At 37.4% G+C, this 24,081-nt stretch carries 24 protein-coding genes and 1 pseudogene; 7 read left to right on the top strand and 18 right to left on the bottom strand.

The window, feature by feature from the left end:
- Window positions 1–339: 339 nt before the first annotated feature.
- The gene (locus IGJ14_RS04985; protein WP_062805420.1) at window positions 340–1,497 is read left to right on the top strand and encodes a hydroxymethylglutaryl-CoA synthase; all 1,158 of its coding nucleotides are present in this window, start codon (window positions 340–342) and stop codon (window positions 1,495–1,497) included.
- A 30-nt stretch (window positions 1,498–1,527) separates the two neighbouring features.
- On the opposite strand, the gene IGJ14_RS04980 is transcribed toward IGJ14_RS04985, so the two are convergent.
- A complete protein-coding gene (locus tag IGJ14_RS04980; protein WP_195273958.1) occupies window positions 1,528–2,250 on the bottom strand; it encodes a class I SAM-dependent methyltransferase in 723 nt (240 codons plus the stop codon).
- A 204-nt stretch (window positions 2,251–2,454) separates the two neighbouring features.
- Window positions 2,455–5,121, bottom strand: coding sequence for a cation-translocating P-type ATPase (locus IGJ14_RS04975; protein WP_430608354.1), 2,667 nt, complete (start codon window positions 5,119–5,121; stop codon window positions 2,455–2,457).
- A gap of 337 nt (window positions 5,122–5,458) precedes the next feature.
- On the opposite strand from IGJ14_RS04975, the gene cls reads away from it, so the two are divergent.
- Entirely contained in the window at window positions 5,459–6,910 is a 1,452-nt protein-coding gene (gene cls / locus IGJ14_RS04970) for a cardiolipin synthase (RefSeq protein WP_195273961.1), read from the top strand.
- Window positions 6,911–7,093: 183 nt separating this feature from the next.
- Here the strand turns inward: cls and IGJ14_RS04965 are convergent, their stop codons facing one another.
- The 8 genes from IGJ14_RS04965 to IGJ14_RS04930 form a co-directional block, all read right to left on the bottom strand.
- Window positions 7,094–7,633: a hypothetical protein gene (locus IGJ14_RS04965; protein WP_155756830.1), complete on the bottom strand. Its 540-nt coding sequence runs from the start codon at window positions 7,631–7,633 to the stop codon at window positions 7,094–7,096.
- Complete coding sequence (locus tag IGJ14_RS04960) at window positions 7,620–8,279, bottom strand: ATP-binding cassette domain-containing protein (RefSeq protein ID WP_019724307.1); 660 nt, start codon at window positions 8,277–8,279, stop codon at window positions 7,620–7,622. The genes IGJ14_RS04965 and IGJ14_RS04960 overlap by 14 nt, the downstream gene beginning before the upstream one ends.
- A 10-nt stretch (window positions 8,280–8,289) precedes the next feature.
- Window positions 8,290–9,033: a hypothetical protein gene (locus tag IGJ14_RS04955; RefSeq protein WP_019724306.1), complete on the bottom strand. Its 744-nt coding sequence runs from the start codon at window positions 9,031–9,033 to the stop codon at window positions 8,290–8,292.
- Window positions 9,012–9,767, bottom strand: coding sequence for a hypothetical protein (locus IGJ14_RS04950; protein WP_019724305.1), 756 nt, complete (start codon window positions 9,765–9,767; stop codon window positions 9,012–9,014). The genes IGJ14_RS04955 and IGJ14_RS04950 overlap by 22 nt, the downstream gene beginning before the upstream one ends.
- Window positions 9,757–10,539 carry a hypothetical protein gene (locus tag IGJ14_RS04945; protein ID WP_019724304.1) on the bottom strand — a complete coding sequence of 261 codons (783 nt, stop codon included), beginning with the start codon at window positions 10,537–10,539 and terminating at the stop codon, window positions 9,757–9,759. The genes IGJ14_RS04950 and IGJ14_RS04945 overlap by 11 nt, the downstream gene beginning before the upstream one ends.
- A 318-nt stretch (window positions 10,540–10,857) precedes the next feature.
- Entirely contained in the window at window positions 10,858–11,673 is an 816-nt protein-coding gene (gene thiD / locus IGJ14_RS04940) for a bifunctional hydroxymethylpyrimidine kinase/phosphomethylpyrimidine kinase (RefSeq protein ID WP_065096600.1), read from the bottom strand.
- 149 nt (window positions 11,674–11,822) lie between these two features.
- The gene (locus tag IGJ14_RS04935) at window positions 11,823–12,263 is read right to left on the bottom strand and encodes a universal stress protein (RefSeq protein WP_010735813.1); all 441 of its coding nucleotides are present in this window, start codon (window positions 12,261–12,263) and stop codon (window positions 11,823–11,825) included.
- A 195-nt stretch (window positions 12,264–12,458) separates the two neighbouring features.
- Window positions 12,459–13,856 (bottom strand): glycoside hydrolase family 1 protein, encoded by a 1,398-nt coding sequence (locus IGJ14_RS04930; RefSeq protein WP_019723474.1) that lies wholly within the window; start codon window positions 13,854–13,856, stop codon window positions 12,459–12,461.
- A 153-nt stretch (window positions 13,857–14,009) separates the two neighbouring features.
- On the opposite strand from IGJ14_RS04930, the gene celB reads away from it, so the two are divergent.
- From celB to IGJ14_RS04910, 4 genes are all read left to right on the top strand, one after another.
- Complete coding sequence (gene celB / locus IGJ14_RS04925) at window positions 14,010–15,281, top strand: PTS cellobiose transporter subunit IIC (RefSeq protein ID WP_019723475.1); 1,272 nt, start codon at window positions 14,010–14,012, stop codon at window positions 15,279–15,281.
- 303 nt (window positions 15,282–15,584) lie between these two features.
- A complete protein-coding gene (locus IGJ14_RS04920) occupies window positions 15,585–16,307 on the top strand; it encodes a GntR family transcriptional regulator (RefSeq protein ID WP_195273963.1) in 723 nt (240 codons plus the stop codon).
- 252 nt (window positions 16,308–16,559) lie between these two features.
- Window positions 16,560–17,537: a ring-cleaving dioxygenase gene (locus tag IGJ14_RS04915; RefSeq protein WP_019723477.1), complete on the top strand. Its 978-nt coding sequence runs from the start codon at window positions 16,560–16,562 to the stop codon at window positions 17,535–17,537.
- Between the two features lie 20 nt (window positions 17,538–17,557).
- Complete coding sequence (locus tag IGJ14_RS04910; protein ID WP_019723478.1) at window positions 17,558–18,160, top strand: alpha/beta hydrolase; 603 nt, start codon at window positions 17,558–17,560, stop codon at window positions 18,158–18,160.
- 207 nt (window positions 18,161–18,367) lie between these two features.
- Here the strand turns inward: IGJ14_RS04910 and IGJ14_RS04905 are convergent, their stop codons facing one another.
- The 8 genes and pseudogenes from IGJ14_RS04905 to IGJ14_RS04870 form a co-directional block, all read right to left on the bottom strand.
- Window positions 18,368–18,631, bottom strand: a complete 264-nt coding sequence (locus tag IGJ14_RS04905; RefSeq protein WP_019723479.1) for a hypothetical protein — start codon at window positions 18,629–18,631, stop codon at window positions 18,368–18,370.
- Between the two features lie 371 nt (window positions 18,632–19,002).
- Window positions 19,003–19,308: a hypothetical protein gene (locus IGJ14_RS04900; protein WP_019723480.1), complete on the bottom strand. Its 306-nt coding sequence runs from the start codon at window positions 19,306–19,308 to the stop codon at window positions 19,003–19,005.
- A gap of 9 nt (window positions 19,309–19,317) precedes the next feature.
- Complete coding sequence (locus IGJ14_RS04895) at window positions 19,318–20,565, bottom strand: lipase (protein ID WP_195273967.1); 1,248 nt, start codon at window positions 20,563–20,565, stop codon at window positions 19,318–19,320.
- Window positions 20,562–20,969, bottom strand: coding sequence for a hypothetical protein (locus tag IGJ14_RS04890; protein WP_019723482.1), 408 nt, complete (start codon window positions 20,967–20,969; stop codon window positions 20,562–20,564). The genes IGJ14_RS04895 and IGJ14_RS04890 overlap by 4 nt, the downstream gene beginning before the upstream one ends.
- A pseudogene (locus tag IGJ14_RS04885) lies at window positions 20,965–21,239 on the bottom strand (lipase); the annotation flags it as partial. The gene IGJ14_RS04890 and the pseudogene IGJ14_RS04885, both read right to left, overlap by 5 nt.
- Entirely contained in the window at window positions 21,236–21,643 is a 408-nt protein-coding gene (locus IGJ14_RS04880) for a hypothetical protein (RefSeq protein ID WP_019723485.1), read from the bottom strand. The gene IGJ14_RS04880 and the pseudogene IGJ14_RS04885, both read right to left, overlap by 4 nt.
- A gap of 19 nt (window positions 21,644–21,662) precedes the next feature.
- Entirely contained in the window at window positions 21,663–21,893 is a 231-nt protein-coding gene (locus IGJ14_RS04875) for a hypothetical protein (RefSeq protein WP_019723486.1), read from the bottom strand.
- Entirely contained in the window at window positions 21,890–22,297 is a 408-nt protein-coding gene (locus tag IGJ14_RS04870) for a hypothetical protein (RefSeq protein WP_195273970.1), read from the bottom strand. Before IGJ14_RS04870 ends, IGJ14_RS04875 begins: the two co-directional genes overlap by 4 nt.
- A 464-nt stretch (window positions 22,298–22,761) precedes the next feature.
- Between IGJ14_RS04870 and IGJ14_RS04865 the strand changes: the two genes are divergently transcribed.
- The gene (locus tag IGJ14_RS04865) at window positions 22,762–23,982 is read left to right on the top strand and encodes an MFS transporter (RefSeq protein ID WP_195273972.1); all 1,221 of its coding nucleotides are present in this window, start codon (window positions 22,762–22,764) and stop codon (window positions 23,980–23,982) included.
- Window positions 23,983–24,081 lie beyond the last annotated feature (99 nt).

The following is a 24,081-nucleotide window of genomic DNA, read 5'->3' as shown; positions in this document are numbered from 1 at the left end:
TATATTTGCGAAAAACGTCACGCTGTAACCGACGAGACATTCTTCAAAACGTTTGTCTATATCAAATGGATAGAACAATGTGAATGGTTTCGTAAAAATTAAAATACACTTCTTATTAAATTGTATAAAAGATGGACAGTTGATTATTTTCTAACTGTCAAGTATCTCCTACAAAAATATACCATTCTTTACCGGAAATACAAATATAACATACACCTTTTAAAAAAAGCGCTATATTTTTTTACAAATCCTTAAAAATTAGCTTTTTTGTATTTCTTTTAGCGATTTTGTGATACTTTAATAAAGTAAGTTTTTTATCATGAGTAAAGAGGTGTTGAAATGAAAATAGGGATTGATCGTCTTTCCTTTTTTATTCCTAATTTATTTTTAGATATGACTGAATTAGCAAACAGACGTGGAGATGATCCTGCCAAATACCATATCGGGATCGGTCAAGATCAGATGGCTGTCAATCAAGTTTATGAAGACATCGTCACGCTAGGAGCAAATGCAGCGAGTAAAATCGTCACAGAAGAAGATCGTGAAAAAATCGATATGGTCATTGTAGGTACCGAATCAGGCATCGACCAATCAAAGGCAAGTGCTGTGATCATCCATCATTTGTTAAAAGTTCAACCTTTTGCTCGTTCATTCGAAGTAAAAGAAGCTTGTTACGGGGGAACAGCAGCTTTGCACATGGCAAAAGAATATGTCAAAAATCATCCAGATCGTAAAGTCTTAGTGATTGCGAGCGATATCGCCCGCTACGGTTTAGCAAGTGGTGGTGAAGTGACTCAAGGTGTAGGTGCGGTCGCTATGATGATCACACAAAACCCTCGGATTCTTTCTCTTGAAGACCACAGCGTCTTTTTAACAGAAGATATTTATGACTTTTGGCGTCCAAATTATAGTCAATATCCTGTAGTAGATGGTCCTTTGTCCAACTCTACTTATATTGAGTCTTTCCAAAAAGTCTGGAATAGATATAAAGAAACAACAGGTCGAACACTTGCTGATTATGATGCGCTTACCTTCCATATTCCTTACACAAAAATGGGGAAAAAAGCGTTACAAAGTGTGATCGAAGAAACAGATGAGGCAACGCAAAAACGTTTGATGGCTCGTTATGAAGAAGGCATCACCTATAGTCGACGAATAGGAAATCTATACACTGGGTCCCTTTATTTGGGGTTGATTTCTTTATTGGAAAACTCTCAAGCATTGAAATCGGGTGCCCGTATCGGATTATTCAGCTATGGTTCTGGTGCTGTGAGTGAATTTTTCACTGGATATTTAGAAGAAGGCTATCAAAACTTCTTATCCAAAGAAGACAATCAAGCGATGTTAGATAACCGTGAAGCATTGACGGTTGATCAATATGAAAAGATCTTCAATGAAACATTACCGGGAAATGGTGAAACAGCTGAATATCATTCAGATCTACCTTACTCGATCTATAAAGTAGAAAATGATATTCGTTTTTACAAAGAAAAATAATGAATGCAAAAAACTGACCTCGATCGTTGACTAATAGATAGTCAATAATCGATAGGTCAGTTTATTTGTACTCTGAATTGTCTCACTGTTTTTAAATAATTCTTGGAGAGCCGACTGGAAACGTGGATCATCTTGCATTTCTTCATAATAAGCCCGCAAAAATGAAGCCGTGACTTCTTCCTGTGAATCATAAGTGAATTCAGTTCTCTTATAAGAAAGGTGTTTCTTTGCTAAATACGTCTCAAACCGATCCATAATAGTTGGCGAGGTGTTAGGGTCAGATTCCTCGATCCCTAAATGCCTTTCAAGGGGTACGAAGACATTATCTTCTGAGGAGACTACTCTTAGGATCAAACAAGCTCTCGTCGCTTTCCTACGCAGTTTTTCCAATTGTTCACAAGAAACCAAGGCGGGATTAGCTGCCGAAAAAACAAGTTCATAGATCTTCTCTTCTTGTAAAAAACTAGCAAGGTCTTGCAGAATGAATTGACAGTTATTTAGCCCCAGTACTTGTGCTTCATGTTCAGCATACACAAGCATTTCTTCTGAAAAATCAATCAGCTCATATTGATCTATTTCTTTTGCTAACGGCAGATAACGCCCTGCACCACCGGCAACATCTGCGAATGATCCAGCTGGTAATAAATCCTCGCTTTTTAGATAAGCAACGACATCCTCTACGATCGTCGCACTGGATTCTTTTTGTGATTCGTAATAGTCTTTCGCAAAGGTATTCCATTCTTCTTTGTCCATTTGGATGATTCTCCTTTCTTTTTCACTTTTCGGAATAAATATTTATATAAGAGAAACCGATGAACCTTGTTACTTAGTATAAATCAAAATCCACGAAAATCGAAGAAACGATTCTCGTGGATTTCTTTTTGATTCGAAAGACTTAAAACGATCAAATTTCATCGTCATTCGTAAGTGATAGATGAACTATTTTGTCTTTGATGATTATTTATTTCCTTGTACACGCACCAAGATCATCTTAGTGATTTCCATCAATACAACTGTTACTAGCGCGATTCCGATACATGTGAAGACTTCAGTCAATCCAAATGCTGCTGGGATCGAGAAGACTTCTTTTAGTCCTGGGATCATCGCAATACAGTAAAGCGCACTACATACAGCAACTGCTAATAGCACACTGCGGTTTGAGAAGAAACCAGCTTGGATCGCTGTTTGCGTATTTGAACGAGCAGGGAATGTTTGCAACGTACGACACCAAATCAATGTTGTAAACGACATCGCTACACCAAATTCAGGAGAATGTTGCATTCCTAACCATTGAGCAAAAATAACTGCAATACCGATCAATACGCCACGATACGTTACAGAAATCAATGTTTTGTCCGTAAAGATACCTGAATTTGGATCTCTTGGCGGACGTTTCATTGTCGCTGGCTCTGCTTTTTCAGTTCCTAACGCGATTGCCGGTAATGAGTCATTGACTAAGTTGATGAACAATAATTGTAAAGCTGTAAATGGATTTGACCAATCCGCAATCAAAGCAAAGATGATTGCGATGATCGCACCTAAGTTTCCTGAGAACAAGTAAGAGATAGCCTTTTTGATATTATCAAAGACATTACGTCCTACTTCCACTGCACTGACGATCGATGCAAAATTATCATCTGTCAGAACCATTGCCGCAGCATCTTTGGCTACGTCAGTACCTGTACCCATTGCAATACCGATATCTGCTTGTTTCAAGGCAGGAGCGTCATTCACTCCGTCCCCTGTCATCGCAGAGATATGACCTTTTGTTTGCCAAGCACGCACGATACGGATTTTATTTTCCGGAGATACACGAGCATAAACGGTTACTTTTTCTAATACTTCATTCAATTGATCTTCTGATAACTCATCTAATTCTGTACCAGTCAACGCTTGGTCACCCTCAGCAAAAATACCGATTTCTTTTGCAATAGCTACCGCAGTTGTTTTGTGGTCCCCAGTAATCATGATCGTTTTGATTCCAGCACTTTTCGCTTCTTTCACCGCTTGTGTGACTTCTTCTCTTGGCGGATCGATCATTGCCATGATACCGACTAAAATCAAATCATCTTCATCATCAAATGATAATTCTAAGCTATTGATTGGACGGTAAGCAAAGGCTAATACACGCAATGCGCGATTTGAGAATGCTTCGTTTTGTTCTTGGAATTTTTTTCTTAACTCGTCTGTCATTGGCACGACTTCACCATTTACCAACGCTTTTGTACTACGACCAAAGACGATATCAGGTCCACCTTTGACAAATAAGAATTGTTGATTGTCGATTTCATGTGCTGTCGACATCAATTTTCGATCCGAGTCAAATGGTAATTCCGCTTGTCTTGGATACGTTTGACGGATCTCACGATAAGGTTGGTTCATTTTTTCACTGAAGTCAATAAAAGCTACTTCTGTAGGATCGCCTAATTTTGAACCATCTTCACTGATCGACGCATCATTTGCCAAGACACTGATCTCAACTAAACGACGTTCATCGACAGACCAGTTTTTTGGATCATTTGAAAAATCACCAGTTGCTCCATTGGCTAAATAATAGTCAACAACCGTCATTTTGTTTTGTGTCAATGTTCCAGTTTTATCTGTACAAATGATACTCGTTGAGCCTAATGTTTCTACGGCTGGAAGTTTACGGATGATAGCATGTCGCTTCGCCATTTTATTGGTTCCAAGTGACAAGACGATCGTTACGATCGACTGCAATGCTTCAGGAATCGCTGCTACGGCAACCGCAACTGCAAACATGATGGCACTAACGATATCTGCCGTCATATCTCCTGTTCCGCCACCCATATAGATACGGAATAACTGGATACCTAAAATCACCAATGATAAGCCTAAAATGGCTAAACTTAACTTCTTACTGAATTTATCTAGCCCACGTTGTAGTGGTGTCACTTGTTCCGTTGTTGATTCTAATAAACCAGCTACTTCACCGATTTCTGTATTGTTTCCTGTAGCAGTCACTAAGAATTTCCCACGACCATAAGTAATGATCGTCCCGCTAAACACCATGTTCGAGCGATCGCCGATCGGTACAGTTTGAGTGATTTCGACCACTTCTTTTTCAGCTGAGGTCGATTCACCGGTCAACATTCCTTCGTCAACTTTTAGTGAACCAGCTTCTAATAATCGTCCATCCGCCGGTACATAGTCACCTGCATCAAGTAGAACGATATCACCAACCACTAGTTCATTCGCTGGAATCGTCATTTCTTTTCCGTCACGAATCACTTTTGCATCTGGTGCAGAAAGGTTTTTCAACGCTTCAAGCGAACCTTCTGCTTTTTTCGTTTGGATCACACTGATCACTGAGTTCAATAGCAACACGGCAAAGATAACGAAAAATTCGATATAATCACCCATCACCATTTGAATCAAGGCAACAACTAGTAACACAATTACCATCGCGTCTTTAAAAGTTTCGAGAAACAGTTTCCAAGTTGGCTTCTTCGGCGCTTCTTTCAGTTGGTTCAAGCCATCTCTTTCCAATTTTTCTTTTGCTTGCGTACTACTCAACCCATCAGGTGAGCTTTGCGTTTGTTGCATCAACGTGTCGATCGATTCTTTGTAGACCGTTGATTGTGCGTGTTCCTTGTTTTCCAACTTTCATCCCCCATTTTAGTTAGTGTTTCCGCTATCGCCTGAAAAAAAAGAGACCTAAGACAAATGCGGATTTGTCTTAGGTCTCACCATTTCATACAATACCAGAAAACCATTTGGTTAACTTACTGTTGATATTATCACAACAAATGTTGTCGGTTACTCCCCTAAGGAGATATTCAACTGTACTTTTATCCTACATGATTTATTTTTAAATTGCAACAACTTTTGCTTATCGCTCATGATATTTTCAAAAAATTTCCACCTTTGTTTTCTTGTGAATAGGCTTCTCACCTTTCTCATGCTATACTAGTGTTATTATATAAAGGAGGATTCACTCGTGGTAGGAAGCATTATTACTTTCTTATATGTACTGAACGCACTTATTGCACTTGTAACTATCTTGATCAAACCTCGTGACGTCGCAGCGATCTGGGCATGGTTGCTCGTTTTATTTGCTTTACCTGGTTTTGGTTTTATTCTCTACCTTTTCTTTGGCCGGGGGTTGACCGACAAGAAAAAATTCCATCTCCGTCAGAGTGATTTGAGAGAACTGGAGAATTTCCAAGATTTCAAGGGAGATACCTTGGAACATTATGATCCCATCATCCAGAATGAAGATCATCAGCACTTCGTTGATTTCTTTTCATCCTTGAATCAAATGCCACTCACTCGAAAAAACGCCGTCACACTCCTGACAGACGGTCAAGAAAAATTAACTGCTGTGCTGAAAGATATCGAAGCAGCCAAGCACTCCATCCATATCGAATATTATGCTTTTGTTACCGACAACATCGGTCAACAGATCTTAAAAGTATTGGAAAAAAAAGCAGCAGAAGGTGTCGAAGTCCGCTTACTCTATGATGCCTTTGGTTCTCATGGCACAAAAACAAAAGATTTTAAAAAGTTAGTCGAAAATGGCGGTCATGTCCATACATTCATCACTTCCCAGCGGGCACTTCTACGCTTCCGTCTGAATTACCATGATCACCGGAAAATCATTGTGGTTGACGGCAAGATCGGCTACACAGGCGGATTCAATATTGCCAATCAATACGTCAATCATACAAAAAAATTCGGCTATTGGCGTGATACACATATCCGTATCTATGGCGCCGCAGCCTCATTACTACAACTACGCTTTTTAATGGACTGGAATGTCTCTGTTCCAGATCAAAAAAAAGTCGGCTATCATTTAGATTATTTCTTTAAAGCAGAGAAAGAAGATCAGGATCAACTATACCAAACATCGATCCAACTTGTATCTAGCGGACCGAACAATGAACGGGAACAGATAAAGTTATCCTTTATCAAGCTGATCAGTTCAGCAAAAAAACGTGTATGGATCCAAACACCTTATTTAGTACCTGATGAGAGTGTGATTGCTGCGTTAAAAATCGCTGCCGCTTCTGGCGTAGAGGTGAAAATCATGATCCCTAACAAACCAGATCATCCTTTCATCTACCGAGCAACTCAGTACTACGCTCGCCAATTGATCAAAGAAAATGTACAGATCTTAGTTTATGAAAATGGCTTTTTACATGCGAAAACATTGATCATGGACGACGAAATCTGCATAGTCGGATCAGCCAACCAAGATATTCGTAGCTATCGTTTGAATTTTGAAAGTAGTGCAATCATTTATGATCCAGCTTTCTTGCAACAACTAGCCGACCAATTTGTACTTGATGAACAAGCAAGCAATCCGATGACTACTGAAACAATCAAAGAAATGTCAAATTGGTTGCTGTTCAAACAACAAATCTCCAGACTATTCTCACCGATTTTGTAACCTATTTTTCCTTCAATAATCAACAGTTGTAATGACAACCTTATTTCATTGATAGGATATTTCAAGAAAGAAACTCCCTTAGCAGATTTCTCAAAGGCTGCTAAGGGAGTTTCTTTTGTTGAGCTGTCTTTACAGTATTAAGAAAAAAAGAGACCCTTCAAAATTTCCATTGAATTGGAACGATCATAGCTGGATAGCTACACCTTTATAGACTCCTTTATCGTAACTAACATGATAATTCGCTTGATCAAATCGAAGTAAAGCTTGAGTTGTTAACACAAATTGAAAGGATTCTTCTACTTTTTCTGCATCGACCGTGTAGACATATGTAAGCGTCGTTTGCTGTTGAGGATCTAGTACCTGTTGCGGAAAGTCAACATCACCTGTATTGTAATAGTTGTAGCCACTAAATAACCGACTTTCTTTCAAAATTGCCAAATCCTGGGCATCCGGCGATATATTTTTGACGTTTACTGTAACTGTCACAGGCATAAACTCATATTGGTCCATCGGGTTCCCACCATCATAATGATAGGACTTTCCTTTAGAATAGTTTAAAACAGTAAGTTCTAAATCATTTAAAGAGACTACGTCGTTCAAATGGTAAGTGGTAATTGCAAATGATTTGGGTACTCCACGATTGATTTCGATAATACGAGTTGCTGCGACTGCTAAGATTATTGAACCGCCTAGACAAAAAAAGAAAATTTTACTTTTTTTCATCATTCGATACCTCAATTCTTGAAAGACTTCCACGATCAACTTGATAAAATTTGGTGCAAACTCTTTGCAAATCTTCGTTTCGATGACTAGTCAGCAAGACTAGCTTATTTCTTAACTTCAATTCTTCAATAATCTCGATCAATAATTCGATGCCTTGATTATCCAACCCATTAAAAGGCTCATCTAAAATGATCATCGTCGGGTCGCCCATCAACGCTTGTGCGATTCCTAAACGTTGTTTCATTCCTAAAGAATAGTTGGCAACCTTAACTTTCTGTTTATCCAATAAACCTACGAGTGTTAATAGTTCAACAATCTCAGCTTTTTTGACATTATCAGTCAATAACGACAAGCTATATAAATTATCAAAACCTGTCATCGAACCAATAAATCCAGGATTTTCAATCAACATTCCTGTATGAGAAGGAAAGTCTACTTCTTTGCCGATTGTTTCTTCCCCTACCTTGATCTTTCCTTTTGAAAGACGAATAAAGCCACAAATTGCTTTAAAAAGCATTGTTTTACCCGAACCATTTTGACCGATGAAACCTACAACGTCACCAAGCTCAGCTGAAATCGTTGCCTCATTAAGGATTCGTTGTTTTTTTCTTTCAACGGTTACTTCTTTTATTTCTAAAAATGCCATGGAAACCCTCCTAAAATATGTGCCTACGAATGAAAAATAAAATACCAACCAAATAACCTAACAATAATCCCAACTGTATTCCTAAAACCACGAATAATGTAGGATGGGTCAAATAGAAATGAATATCATTAGTTAGAATCAATGAATATTTATAAGGCATAAACTTAAAATTGACTAGACTTGCAACAACCAACATGCCCATGCAAATCAATAACGAGAAGATACCGTTTGAATAAATAAAATAAATGAATGTGGCTAAAAAATTAAGCAAGATTAGCGTCGAAAATAAAAGAAAGCTATAGTGTATAACAGCCAACGACCAAAAATCAGCGGAATAAAAAATAAAAAAAAGTACGCTGAAAAAAATGAGAAGATAGGCAAAACAATCCACTATGATCGTAAGAAAAATTGAAATTGCCAATTTACGTCTACTTTTGATCCGGATCAATAAAAAAATACTTTGTGTTTCCAATAATTCAATGATCGGGAAAAAAATAAATAGCAATGAGAACAGATGAAACAAAAGCCAAAGATAAGGAAGTAAATAGTCTGTATAGTTATGAATAGGATAAGGACCTTGAAACAAGAAAGTAAGGATACTTTCTCCATCAAAAAGAATCCTAGGATACATATACTTAATCGCTAAAAGGTAACCTATCAAAAACACCCCAGTAGAGATCCACCATTTTTTCCCATAGGTAAAGGTAAAACTGATCATCCGTCTAGTGACTATCATGATCGAGGTAAGCACCATTGGTTGGACCTCCTTAGTAGAATGACTGTATATTTTGCTGCAAAAAGCAAAAGGTTCAGAGAAATCAATAAACCAAGCCAAGCGATAAATGTACCTTGAGCCATTATTTGTTGTCTATTAACGATAAACACGAGATTAAAAGCCGGAAATGAGTCAACTAAGTTTATAATAAATACTGTCATAACCATTAATACAACGACTAAATAATTTCTAATTACTCTATTTAATAAGAGAAAAAGATGTCCCATAAATAGAAATTGTAAGTACTTGATGGCTGCGATCTTACCAACATTCAATAAAGTTAGCTCTGCCTCCACCAATTCTCCCTTAACGAGAGCGTACATGATGAGGTAGGCGAAAATAAATCCCAGGAAAACGAAAATTATGTAGAGGATCAGACTCAAAACTATGATTAGATCCTTATTCACCAATAGTTTCAACTTTGTTTTAACATGTAATAAGTAAAAATTTTCTTCTGTTTTTTTATCTATGCTATGGATAAAAAACAGCCATAGCATCAAATAAATAGAACTGATAAATCCATTTATTCCTCCATTTAAAATACCGTATGGTCCATAAAGCAGTAAATCTAACTCGTCGTATTGTTGTCCCATCTGATAATACTGATAAACTAAATTACCCAAACTGAAGATCATCCCTATGAAAAAAAATCCCCAGATTTTCTTATGTGAAGTAAGCGACAAATAATAGCAAATGGTTTGCTTAAATCTCATTCTTCTTCACCCCATAGATCACCGTCATGACTGCAAATAGCAGTATAGTTATGACAAACAAAACGCCTGTCAACTGAAGATTTTCTGTACCAATAAATTGATCACTCAAACTATATTTTGCAGCACGCAACACACTGATCAACATATCGCTGACTAACACAAAAAACATTGGAATCAAGATAGCAAGGTAACGATTATGTGTTAAATAAGCGCAAATACTAGCAAATAAAGAGAGACAGCCACCATACAAAAAGAGAAAGGCACTTCGCACTAACAAATAGATGCTTGGATGGTCATAATACAAATGGGGCATGAATTCATCAGAAGGGACCAAAAACATACTATAAAATCGATGCAAAGGCGTCACAGGTATAAAAAACAGGAGGCTAATAAAATTAACAAGGACAGGAATAACCACTAAGCATCCACCAATGAGAAAAGCCAACAAAAAATGATTGATCAAATACTTTTTTAACGTGATGTGAGACACCATCGATTTCATATAACCACTCTGGCGATCTTCCGCTAAAATATCACCGATCGGAATCGTTGCAAGCAATGAAAAAGAAAACTTAAACGTTATTAAAGTAACCGCAGGAATAACAAGCATATGCAATGAATAAAGACTGGTCGGTTCGTCATACCCTCCCTTCCATGGGTATTGCCCAATGATACCATATGTAAACAAGCAAGATAAACCTAGAACTACCATAAAAGCTAACATATAAATAAATTGACGTCTTCTTAGCACACGATATAGAATTGCTTTCATAAACCTTCTCCTACTAAAGATTATTTTTTGTTTGCGCTTTCTAAAAACCAAGGCATACTAACCACGTAGCATATAATAACACAAAAAAATTAACAAAGGATGTAAGAAAGATGAAAAAAAGGTTATTTTATGAGACTATTTTGTTAGAGGTGAGTTAGTTGGAGTCCAGACAGTGTTTAACTATTTTTCAAAAAACAACTACTTATTTTTCTAAAGTTATCTACTTAATCAACAAACTCCCCTGAGAACCACCAGAATCCATTAGGATGCACTAGTAGCTATCAGGGGAGTGCTGTTTAAAATCATTTTTGCTATCAGTTAGTCGATCGTACTTGCCGCCCAATGATTGATTGGGCCATATTTATGTCCAATAAAAAGTTCTTCTTTGATTGCTTGATTGACATATTGTTTCGCAATACGGATGGCTGCTTCCACTGTTTCTCCTTTTGCTAATTCAGCAGCAATACACGCAGATAAAGAATCACCTGTTCCATTGATGCGATCTGTTGCATAAAATGGTGCTTCTAACCAAAATGTTTTTCCTGAAGCTAAACGAACATAATCCCTCACTGTTTGTTGATTGGAATCACTAGTATGATGTCCTTTGATCAGAACATTTTTGGGTCCCAGCTCTTGGAGGATCTTAGCCGCTTTTTCATAGTCTTCTTCTGTTCTCAATTTGAGACCAGTTAGTTTTTCGGCTTCATAAAAATTAGGGGTCACTACTTCTGCCAATGGCAGTAATGCTGTTTTTAATGTAGTCAATGCTTCTTCTTCCAATAATTGATTGCCATGTTTCGTCATGATGACTGGATCAACGACCAAGGGACCGAAATCATACCTTTGAATATTTTTGACCACGGTATTGATCAATGTCGCATCTGCTAGCATCCCCGTCTTTGCTGCTTTGACTTGGTAATCCTCTGCAATCAGTTCAAATTCTTTATCGATAAAATCTGTAGGTAAAGGAACACTTGCACCGATTCCATAAGAATTTCCAGCGACACAAGCAGTCAAAACAGATACCCCATAGACCTTTCTTGTAAAAAACGTATGCAAGTCTGCTTGCATCCCTGCACTTCCATCACTATCTGATCCAGCGATCGTCATTACTTGGACATATTGTTGTTCCATTTCATCCATCTCCTATTTGAAATACGTTTGTCTTGTTTATCCTACCGCATTTTCTGCTGAAAAACAAAAAAGGATGCGCAATAACTCATGCAGCATCCTCAAAAACGGATAAATTATATGTTAAAAGTAAATAGTTCGAACAACATCTTCTATTTTACTACTAATACATTGCATTTCGCGTGATTTACCACATAAGAAGTCGTTGAACCAACCAATGCACGTTCAACGGCGTTTAACCCAGTCGCCCCCATGACGATCAAGTCAATTGGCTCTTCTGACTCGTTGAAGTTTGCGATCAATGTTTTAGGATAACCGTATAACACATATGTTTTAATATCCGTCAAACCTTTTTCGATCGCTAGATTTTGATGTTCCTTCATTTGTTTGTCTGCCACTTCATCTAACTCTTCTTGTAAACTTGTTGTGACAAAAGCAAAGTCACCAAAATAATTTCCTGACACCTCATTTACATACAAGATGTGTAATTTTGCTTGATTTCGTTTTGCTGTTGCGATTGCTTCAATAAATGCTTTTTCTGATTTTTCTGAACCGTCGATTGCTACTAAAATATTTTTATACGTGTCTACCATTGAAACCGCCTCCTTCTTTTCTTTTAGTGTAGCACGATTAGAAACGAAGAACAATTCTTATGGATATGGTTCAAAAGCCCCTGGCTCCAACAGAAAAAATAAGGCAGAAAATCTAATTTTTAGATTCACCGCCTTATTTCAAAATAATTTATCCCATTCATTTAGTTATAAAATAATTGATTTTTAAGCCATTAATTAAGCGTCAAAACCATTATTTGTTGCTACTTCTTTAAACCAGTGTCCTGATTTTTTGATCGTCCGTTTCCCATCTTGATCTAGATCGACTGCGATAAAGCCATAACGGTTTTTATACGCATTTGTCCATGACCAGTTATCCATACATGTCCACATATGATACCCTAAACAATTTGTTCCTTCTTGAATGGCTTGATGCACATATTTCAAATGATCTGTCACAAACTCGATACGATAATCATCTTCGATCATGCCTTGTTCATTTACGTAGCGCTCTTCCCCTTCGACACCCATGCCATTTTCAGAGATAAAGCATTTGATATTGCCATAATTTTCTCTCGTATTCGTCAAGATATCATAGATACCTTTCTCATAAATTTCCCAACCACGATAAGGATTCATTTTTTTATTCGGCATATCGTAGTTATCGAAATAATCATCTGGTAACGGCGCACGATTATTGTCGATCGGTGTTTCTTTCGCTTTGATCCGTCGTGGTTGATAGTAATTGATTCCTAATAGATCCACTTTATTTTCTTGGATGATCGTCAAATCGCCTTCTTCCATAACAGGCATGATATCCAATTCTTTGACGATATCGATCAACTCTTGTGGAAATTCACCTTTTACTGCTGGATCAAGGAATGAGCGATTGAAAAAGGCGTCCGCAATCGCCGCAGCTTTCACATCGTCCGCATTATTTTCGTCACGTGGATAACTTGGAGTCAAATTCAGGATAATACCGATCTCCCCATCTTGTCCTGTTTCATGGTAGATCTGAATCGCCTTCGCACTTGCCAAGTTTTCGTGGAAACCCACTTGAACAGATTCTTTGAAGTCCACATGATTTGGATAGTGGAACTGATAAAGATAGCCACCTTCTACAGGGACGATCGGCTCATTGTGCGTAAACCATTTCTTCACAAGATCGCCGAATAACTCAAAACATGTTTTGGCATACTCAGCATAAGCATCAACAGTCTCTCTCGCTAACCAGCCACCTTTTTCTTGTAAAGGCATCGGCATATCAAAATGGAAGAGATTGACGAAGGGTTCAATACCATTTTCAATCAGTTCTTCAAAATACGTACGATAGAAAGTGACTGCTTGCTCATTTACTTTCCCTGTACCATTAGGAAGCAAACGACTCCACTGGATCGATGTTCGGAACGTATTATGACCAGTAGCTTTCATCAATGCGACATCCTCTTTATACTTCGTGTAGACTTGAGAAGTCTTGCTTGGCCCTACTTGGTTAAAAAACTTCTCAGGCTCCAAGTCGTACCAATGATCCCAAATATTTTCTCCTTTTCCATCTCCTGCTACACGTCCTTCTGTTTGTGGTCCACTAGCAGCTGAGCCCCACCAAAAATTTTCTGGAAATACATAGTTTGTCATGTTTAGTCCCTCGCTTATTTTTCTTTTGATAACGTAATCATACCAAACCATAAAAATAAATCAATACTTTTTAAATAAATGACTAGACATTTATCCAGATTGAAGTTATACTCATTTTGTAATCGATTGCAAATTATAATAGAGGTGAATAAAATGAACGGTTTTATGGATAAACTTGCTCAGAAAATCATGCCTTTAGCGAACCTACTAGGGCAAAATCGTTACTTGACAGTGTTACGGGATGCATTTATGTTATCGTTTCCTTTAACGATGTTCGGATCGATTGTTGTCGTTTTCAATAACTTACCTTTCTTTAGTGATGCGACTAAAGGAACGTTGTCTAGCTTATTTGGAAATGGACAAAATGCAACAATGAGTATCATGTCTGTCTTTGTTACTTTTGGTATTGGCTATTATTTATCTAAATCATATGATGTAGAAGGTATTTTTGGAGGGGCTGTCTCATTCGCCAGCTTCTTGATCTTAACACCTTTCGTCATGACAACTGTTGGTGGCGAAGAAGTATCAGGTGTGTTGACTCTTGATCGCTTAGGTGCAAAAGGAATGTTCATCGGTATGATCGCAGCTTTCATCGCCGGTGAAATCTATTGCCGAATCACTAAACGTGGTTGGCAAATCAAAATGCCTGCAAGCGTACCACCAGCTGTGACGAAATCATTTGCAGCGTTGATCCCAGCAGTGGTTACTTTAACTGTCTTCTTGATCATCAATGCAGTGATGACTGGTGTCTTCCACGCAAACTTGCATGATGTGGTTTACGAAGTTATCCAAAAACCATTGACTGGTTTAGGAAGTAGTTTACCTGCAACTTTAATTGCTTTGTTCTTTGTACAATTCTTATGGTTCTTTGGTCTTCATGGTCAAATCATTGTCAACTCTGTGATGGACCCGATTTGGAACACACTCATGCTTGATAACTTAGAAGCATATCAAAATGGTCAAGAATTGCCACACATCATCACAAAACCATTTATGGAAACATTCACTGTCGGAATCGGTGGCTCAGGTATGACTTTAGCTGTTGTACTATTGATGGCCTTTGTTTTGAAGAAAAAACAATATCGTGATGTCGGTCGTTTAGCTCTTGCACCAGGAATCTTCAACGTGAATGAGCCAGCAATTTTTGGTTTACCGATCGTATTGAACGCAACTATTTTGATTCCTTGGGTTGTCGCACCATTAGTCGTAACAACGTTCAACTACCTTGTAATGGCAGCAGGTATCGTACCAGCGCCAACTGGTGTCTCCGTTCCATGGACAGTGCCAATCATCGCGAGTGGTGTCTTAGCCACAAACTCATGGTTAGGTGGCTTACTCCAAGTGATCGATTTTGTGATCGTTGCAGTTATCTGGTATCCGTTCTTGATGATCTTAGATAAACAACCTGATATGGATGTTGTTTGATCCTATACTAAAGGAATGTAGTATTTGAAGTTGAAATAAACATATTCACGAACAATAATCAAAGAAGCATCCACGAAAATTTGCTCGTTGCATTTTCATGGGTGCTTCTTTAAGTTTTGAAACATACATAAATTGGTATTTTATTGATCGCAATGAGCAACTGTCCTCTATAAAACATCAGTCAGCTATTTCCTGTACCAAAATTAAAAAGTAAATTCTCTGATAAAGCTATCCGCGCTTCTCATGCTTTTATTGGTTGTCGGCGCTATGATCTTTCGTTATACTCAAAGTGAGGTGAAAAACGTGCCAAAATATGAAGAAATCTCAAATGTCCTAAGAGATCGAATCCGTTCAAAAAAATATCCACCAAATAGTTTTTTACCAAATCAGGTGGATCTAGTCGAAGAATTCAACGCTAGTCGAATGACGATCAAAAAAGCCATCAACATCTTAGCCATGGAAGGACTCGTTTATTCCCAAAGAGGGTCTGGAACTAAGATTTTAAGCCATCCTTATTTAAACAAAGATACTTCTCCAGCTAATGAATACGAAGGATTAAGTTTACAAATGAAACGCCGACAACGCTCGCTGACAAGTCAGATCATTCAATTCGATGTTGAGTTTCCTAATGCTTTTATTCAAGAACGCTTGATGATCGATGCGGAACAGCCTGTGTATAACATTCATCGCCTACGTATCTTAGATGATGAACCGTATATTCTAGAACACACTTTTATGCCAGTGCAACTTGTCCCTGGATTAAAGAAAGAACATCTACTATCATCGATCTACGACTATTTACACAAGGAACTTAATGTCCATTTTGCCGGAGCCTATCGCGCGATCTCAGCAGATAAAAGTTCTGCCTTCGATCAACAATATTTGAATTGCGCCGAAACAGATCCAGTTCTGGAAGTCCAACAAGTAGTCTATCTAAAAGACGGACAACCGATCGAGTATTCATCAAGTCGCAATCGTTTTGATGTCCGCAACTATTCACTGTTAGATGTCCGTGGAAATCAGTAAGCATTTTTGACTGTTCCTATAGTCATTTCAAAAAAGCAACGTCTACGATCTTACTATCGTGAGCGTTGCTTTTTTGTATCGTCTTAGCTGACTACACCTCTTCCTCTCATTAAATCGAGCGAACAATATTCCAGAAGCAACCTCTCTTTCAACTAGCAAGACATATTTATTGCAAAATTTTTGGTGACGCCCTATACTAACTTTAATAACATTTACTTACTTTTTGTAAGTTAAAAGAAAAGAGGATAAATTATGGATACAACAATCAGAGGCGTCCACCATGTGACAGCAATGACATCTAGTGCAGCAAAAATCTATCGCTTCTTTACAGACATTTTAGGCATGCGTTTGATCAAAAAGACAGTGAATCAAGATGATATTGAAACTTACCATTTATATTTCACCGATGAACACGGCTCTGCTGGTACAGATATGACTTTTTTTGATTTTCCTAATCAGCCAAAAGGAACGAAAGGAACGGATACGATCGCGCGCACTTCTTTTCGTGTTCCATCCGATACAGCATTAGAGTATTGGTTGGCTCGCTTTGAAAAATACCAAATCACTCATTCTGAGATCAAAGAACGTTTTGGTAAGAAATATCTTGAATTCGAAGATTTCGATGAACAAGCGTATCAATTGATCTCAGATGAAAAAAATAGCGGCGTTCCTGCGGGGATCCCTTGGAAAAACAGTAGTATACCAACAGACGTGGCAATCACTGGACTTGGTCCGGTCATCGTACGTGTGAGTGATCTTGAGCCGATCCGAACAGTATTGCTGGCCTTACTCGGTTTTACAGAAATCGAACAAGTGGATGATTTTTATTTATTTGAAGTCGGTACGGGTGGGAACGGCGCTAGCATCATCGTCGAACATCGTGCTGATCTACCAAAAGCGATCGAAGGATATGGAAATGTCCATCATCTCGCTTTACGCGTCGCTGATCATGAAGCACTACAGTTTTGGATCAATAAAATCAACCAAACGTCCCTACCTAGCTCTGGATTTGTTGATCGATTTTACTTTGAGTCTGAATATTTCTTAGCTTCTACGCACGTCTTATTTGAATTAGCCACCGATGGCCCTGGATTCTTTGGAGATGAACCCGCAGAAACAGCTGGAGAGATCCTTGCTTTGCCGCCATTATTAGAAGGAAAAAGAGAAGAAATCGAAGCGTATGTTCGACCTTTTGACACGCGTGATGCAAACCAAAAACGGGTAGATTAACGACGACAGGAGTGAGTCATTTGAAGTATCTTTATAGACAAGGAAAAGCAACACAAAAAAAATTGATTTTACTTCATGGAACTGGCGGCGACGAACACTCACTTTTGGAAATTGCAGAGTTTCTTGCACCTGAAAGTACGCTTTTATCCTTTAGGGGGAACATCAACGAGCAAGGCTTGAATCGTTTTTTCAAAAGAAATGGCTTGAACCAATTCGATTATGAAAGTTTAGCTGAACAATCCACAAATCTGTATAATGAAATCAAGGAAATCAGTCACTTACAGGATATCTCATTAACTGATTGGATCGTTGTCGGTTTTTCAAACGGAGCAAATATTGCCGCTCATATCATGTTGGCTCAACAGACAGAACTAAAAAAAGGGCTCTTCTTTCACCCGATGTCCTTAGATGACTATCAGGAAAAATCAGAACTCCCTGACACTTCTGTCTGGTTATCCTTTGGCGAAGGAGATCCAATCGTTTCTAATACTTCATTTAGTCATTTAGTTCGCGAATTTGATTTACGAGGCGCCAAAGTAACAACACAAATCACAGATCAAGGACATCAATTGACAATGGATGAGTTGACCCATGCCAAGCAATGGCTTGATACTTTAGACTAATGCATCGCGTGTTTTTTGAAACGAAATCCATCATCCAACATCGAAAAAGAACTTGGGAAAACAAATCGTTTTCTCAAGTTCTTTTTTACATTTTAACTCCACTTGTTGGACGAGGTAGCTTGCAGTTCGGATAAATCAATTATAAAAAGAAACACAGAGTGAACAGCCCGCCAAACTAACACTTATTATTCTCATGATAACACTGACTTATTCAAACACTTTCAATTCTTTTTCTTGTTCATCGAATACTTCTATTACCTTTTTGGCAAATCCTCCTTTTAAAGAATTTTCTAACTGATCACGACTACTAGAAAATGAATTTTCCGCTTCCTTTACCGCATCCTTATGGGTTTTATCCGTCGTTTTCTTTTCTACCGCTAAATTTCCCTGCATGGCAATTCCCACAGTTTGGACATTCCATCGCTCTAAAGTTTTTCTTAATTCATGTAACAAATCTTCTAATTCATCCATGACTTCCCGTTGCCAAAAATCTATAATTAGTTCCTCAAGATAAAGTTATCTAACATCTAATTTATAGAGATTATATATTTTGACAAACTAGTTTCCTCCTTATCTACCTCTTATTTTTGAGAGACTTTACGCTATAACCAACGAAAGCGCTCCTCAATCATTCTTAAATTTCTCTTCTGATTGATACATTTTTACAGACTAATCTATATGAGACAATTGCCAAACATGGCAAATTCGAATTTTAAACTCCACTTTCATCGAGTAAAGCAGAATTAACTTTTAATATAATTTCCCCTCAACCAGAAGATATGCATTATTGATCCGTTTAAAATGACATGTTGGTATGTTTCTATGTAATTATTTCTCTTTTATCACTGATTTAACATTCGATAAGCCGCTTGATACTCTCGTTCTAAATCATCGAATCGTTGATGTAACTGACGTCGTTCTGAATTTAGCGCTGACTTATATTGCTCTTCTGCAATCTGATATTGTTTCCTTGCTCTCATCAATGGTTCGTTATCAAGGGCTAACCCATTTAGACTTCGCCTTAACAGTTGTTCAGATTGTTCAACTACTTCTTCTCCTTTTCGGTTGAAATAACGCAACAAGTCTTCCTCTTCTTCTAGTTTGATTCGTTTTCTCTGATAGTCTGCTTGCAACTCTTCAATCGTCATTTTCTTCCCTCATCCCTTTAGTTGATTGGCTAATTCTTGATCTCGTGCGACTAAATCATCGATTTTATTTTTGATTTCTTTCGCCAATTCGTCATAGCGTTCGCCTTTTCGTCTGGCTTTTTGGATTCTTTGTTGACACTTTTCCTTTGGCGTCATTACGTGTGTTTCCCATGTCACGCCAACAGATGCCAATGTTTCTTTTACTTCCCAAGCAGTCAAAGAAGGTGCAGCATGTTCCGCTCTTCGTACCTCTTCTGCCCAATTCATTTCGATTCGTTCAATACTACTCTGATTGATTCGAATGACTTCTTCCATTGCACTTTTAGTCTTTCGTCCCATTGTTTCTACAACTACCTTTGTTTGACTATGATTCAAATAAATTCGCTCATTCGCTGATAAATGTCCTCCACTCGCAGTAAACTTCTCACGCCATTTTTTCAACGTACCCAAATGACTTGAGAAATCACTCATTGCTTTATGTTTTTCCTGTTGTATACTTGCTTTCGTATTATAGTCGTTCTCTGGAATGATTAGATTTCCGTATTTATCAAACCTCCAAATATCTAAACCATGATAATCAAACGGATTAATTAACCCCATTTCCATACTTATTTTTATTTCTGCGCCTGTTCCATCTCCCATGAGATTGCCAATCAATTCATCCCCACGATTACGATAATTCGTCAACATCCCCGGATTTTCCTTTATCCATTTTTTTGCTTCTGGAGATAATAGTTCGTAAGGATCTGGTCCATTGAACCCAACATTTTTCCATTGGTTTTCAGCTGCGACATACAAGGCTAGATACTGTCCTAATGAATGTCCAGTTGTAGAAATTTCGGCATCTTTATACTCATTCTTTACCTCTTTCGCAAACTCAGTAGCGGACGTCAATTGACCCAAAAAACGTGCTTGCCTGGTTACTAAAGAAACCACTCGATTATCTGAGCCATCGAAAAGACCAATAATCGTTCGTAAGTCTGTTTCTAGATCCTTAAAATCCGATGTATTTGTTCCTGCATAAGAAATCACTACTTGGGAAGTATCAACGTTACCTTTTTCATCCAGCGGAGCAACTGCCATAGCTTGCATGCCATCTGTTTTAGAGTTTTCACGGAGTTTTAGTATTTTGAATTTTTTCCCGCAAATAAATTTTATAGAACCTTCTCTAAAACTTGTATTATGCTTTAAGTGCTTAGGGTCTAACCAATATACTCTATCGCTAAGCCACTGATACTGCTCATCTGTAAATGTCATATTTCATCCTCCTGACCATTACTATAAGTTACTTTTATTTTTCTTGTGGTTATTCCTTCTTTTTGTATATCTATATCTTCTATTCCATAAGCGCCTAATTTATTTGTTTGTGATATAAAGCCATAATCAAAATAGACTGACTCTCCTTTAGTATTTGTCATTGTGACCATTGCTCCATAAAATCCAGTCATATCATTTCTATCAAATTGTTCAATTTTCACTTCTGCAATATCCGCAAATGTATTTTTCAAAGCTTGAACCGACTGTTTCTCTACTGCTAACAATTCTTGCGCTTTTCTTTCTTCTCTCTTATCCATATATACTTTCCCTCCAATTACGATTATTACCAAACTGATTATTACTGTGATACCTATTAACAGTTGTTTATTCATTCGTTTTTTCATTTTCTATATCCTTAAAATCTGATGTATTTGTTCCTGCATAAGAAATCACTACTTGGGAAGTATCAACGTTCCCTTTTTCATCCAGTGGAGCGACTGCCATAGCTTGCATGCCATCTGTTTTCGAGTTTTCTTTGAGTTTTAGTATTTTGAATGTAGTCTACCAAATTTCCTTACTGTGTCTTCTTTTAAAGTAGGGTCATATTTTTTTTTAGGATCTAGACGGTATACTTGATTACTTATTTTATTATAGTTCTTATCAGTAATTATCATACATACTCCTCCTTACTATTGGAATAAATCACTTTTACTTTATTCTTAGTAATTCCTTCAACTTGTATACTTCTATCTTCAATTCCGTATGTATCAATTTCTCTACTATTCTTTGAAAAATCATACGAAAAATAAACAGCCTGTCCTTTTGTGTTTCTCATAGTGACGAGCATGCCATACGAACCTGTCATATTGTCATATCCTGTTTGTTCAATTTTTACTTCTACAATATCCGCAAATGTATTTTTTAAAGCTTGGACCGATTCTTTTTCTGCGATTAACAATTCTTGTGCTTTTCTTTCTTCTCTCTTATCGATGTATACTTTCCCGCCGATTCCAATCATTACCAAACTAATTATTACTGTGATGCCTATTAACATTTGTCTTTTCATTCGTTTATTCATTTTCTATATCCTTAATATCTTATATATTTGTTCCTGCATAACAAATCACTACTCGGGAAGTATCAACATTCCCTTTTTCATCCAGTGGACCGACTGCCATAGCTTGCATGCCATCTGAACCAGAGTTCTCTTGAATCTTTAAAATTTTATATTTTTTATCTATTTTAAAAATAGTTCCCTCTGTCATATCTGAATCATATTTCTTATCATCATTTGGATCTAACCGATATACTTTATCACTAAATGTCATAGTTTACCCTCCATATTATTTGAGAATACGATATGGATCGGTTCTTTTGTGATCCCTTCTTTTTGAACATTTACATTATTGATAATATATGAACCAATTTCATTTCTCTCTTTCCAAAAAGAAAAAGAAAATGAGTCCCGTTCCCCTTTTTTATTTTTGATTGTTACAAATAGGGTGTATGACCCTGTCATTTCATTTTTAGCAGAACCTTCAAATTTAACCTCTGCAATATCCACAAATGTATTTTTCAAAGCTTGAACCGACTGTTTCTCTACTGCTAACAATTCTTGCGCTTTTCTTTCTTCTCTCTTATCGATGTATACTTTCCCGCCGATTCCAATCATTACCAAACTGATCAGCACTGCTATGCCTATTACAAGTCGTTTGTTTATTTGTTTTCTCATCTATTCCTCTTTTCCTTTCAAAAACAAAGTTTCGCTTCTCTATTTAATAGATACGTCAAATACAATCAAAAAACGAAAAACTTGAGAACATCCTACAAACAATTTATCAGCTATCCCCCACCAGATAACATCGTTATTTAATATCTGTTTATTTTTATGTAAATCCAAATTCAATGCGATTGATTCATCTTTATATTAGAAGTTTTAATTTCACCACTAAATCTTAGAACGATTGATTATGTCACTCATCCTATCATTTTTACATTGTTATTTATTACATTCCTAATAAAAGATCTTTTTAGTATCATAATCGTTTGCATGAGTACTTCCCTCCTATTTGTTCTTTACAAATTTTTTTAGATATGATAAATTCATGTCAGCAATTAGGACACATTCTCCGAAAAACCCTTTTGGGCATATAAATTGTTAAACACATGATTTATATCAAAAGGGAGAGAATACAAATGTCAAAAATTATTTATGATGAAAAGAATTGGAAAACGAACATAGCATACTTACTAACATCGCAAGCCATCTCAATGATCGGAACGATGTTGGTACAGTATGCTATTATTTGGCATGTCACATTATCAACCCAATCAGGAACGATGGTTGGTTTGATGAACGCTATTGGCATCTTACCAATGGTGCTGGTCATGCCTTTTGCAGGAGCACTTGCTGATCATTACGACCGAAAAAAAATCGCTATTTTATCTGATAGCTGCGTTGCACTTGCTTCTTTGTTCATGGCGATTTTATTGATGATAAACAAAGAAATGGAGCATAATCTTTTCTTATTATTGGGACTGATATTCATTCGCTCTGTAGGTCAAGGATTTCAAACGCCTGCTGTTTCTTCGATCATTCCACAAATCGCCAAAGAAAAGCACTTAGTAAGGATCAACGGCATTGATCAAACGATCCAAGCTGTGATGATGCTTGCAAGTCCTGCATTAGCAGCGACATTACTGACCGTTTTACCTTTAGAGATGATATTGATGATCGACTTTGTGACAGCAGTTATCGGTGTGACTATGCTGTTTTTCCGAGTAACAGTTCCCCCATTGAAATCTCTAGACACAAATAAAATAAACGTGTTAGCCGAAATAAAATCAGGTATCAGTTACCTACGTACTCATACTATCCTGCTTGCATTGATCATCGCTGGTTTTATGGGCAGTGTGTTTTCTACACCTGCTGCAAATTTAGCGCCTTTACAAATCACTCGTAATTTTCATGACGGGTTGTGGCAGCTATCGGCCATTGAGATTGGTTTTGCTTCTGGTATGTTAGTTGGAGGATCTGCGATGAGTACTTGGGGAGGCTTTAAGAACAAAATCAAGACAATTGCTTTAGGCTATTCATTGTTGGTCATCCCTTTTGTTTTGCTAGGTCTGACATCAAATTTCTGGTTGTATTTCGCCATGATGGTAGCAATTGGTTTTGTTGTGCCCATCTCACGAACTGCTATGGTTTCATTCTTCCAAGCAAAAACCGATCATGCACATATGGGGCGTGTCATGAGTTTAGTAACAATGGCAATCAGTATTGCTTCACCGGCTACGATGTTGATTTTAGGTCCATTAGCAGATGTCATCTCAATTGATTGGATCATGATTGCAAGCGGGCTGTTCCTAATACCACTTGTCCTATGGCTATTGGTTGGAAAAAGCTTTCGATTCTAGTATCTATTGAACTTTCCCCTATATCTTCGTGGCACTGATCAATGAATATTATTCAAAATGATTAGCCCCCAAAAGTTAGATTTTTGGTCTCACTTTTGG

The organism is Enterococcus sp. DIV1304_2 (assembly GCF_050555445.1).
GTDB classification, from domain to species: Bacteria; Bacillota; Bacilli; order Lactobacillales; family Enterococcaceae; genus Enterococcus_B; species Enterococcus_B pernyi.
The sequence above is the reverse complement of the archived record's forward strand: the minus strand, read 5'-3'. Positions and strand labels throughout refer to the sequence as shown.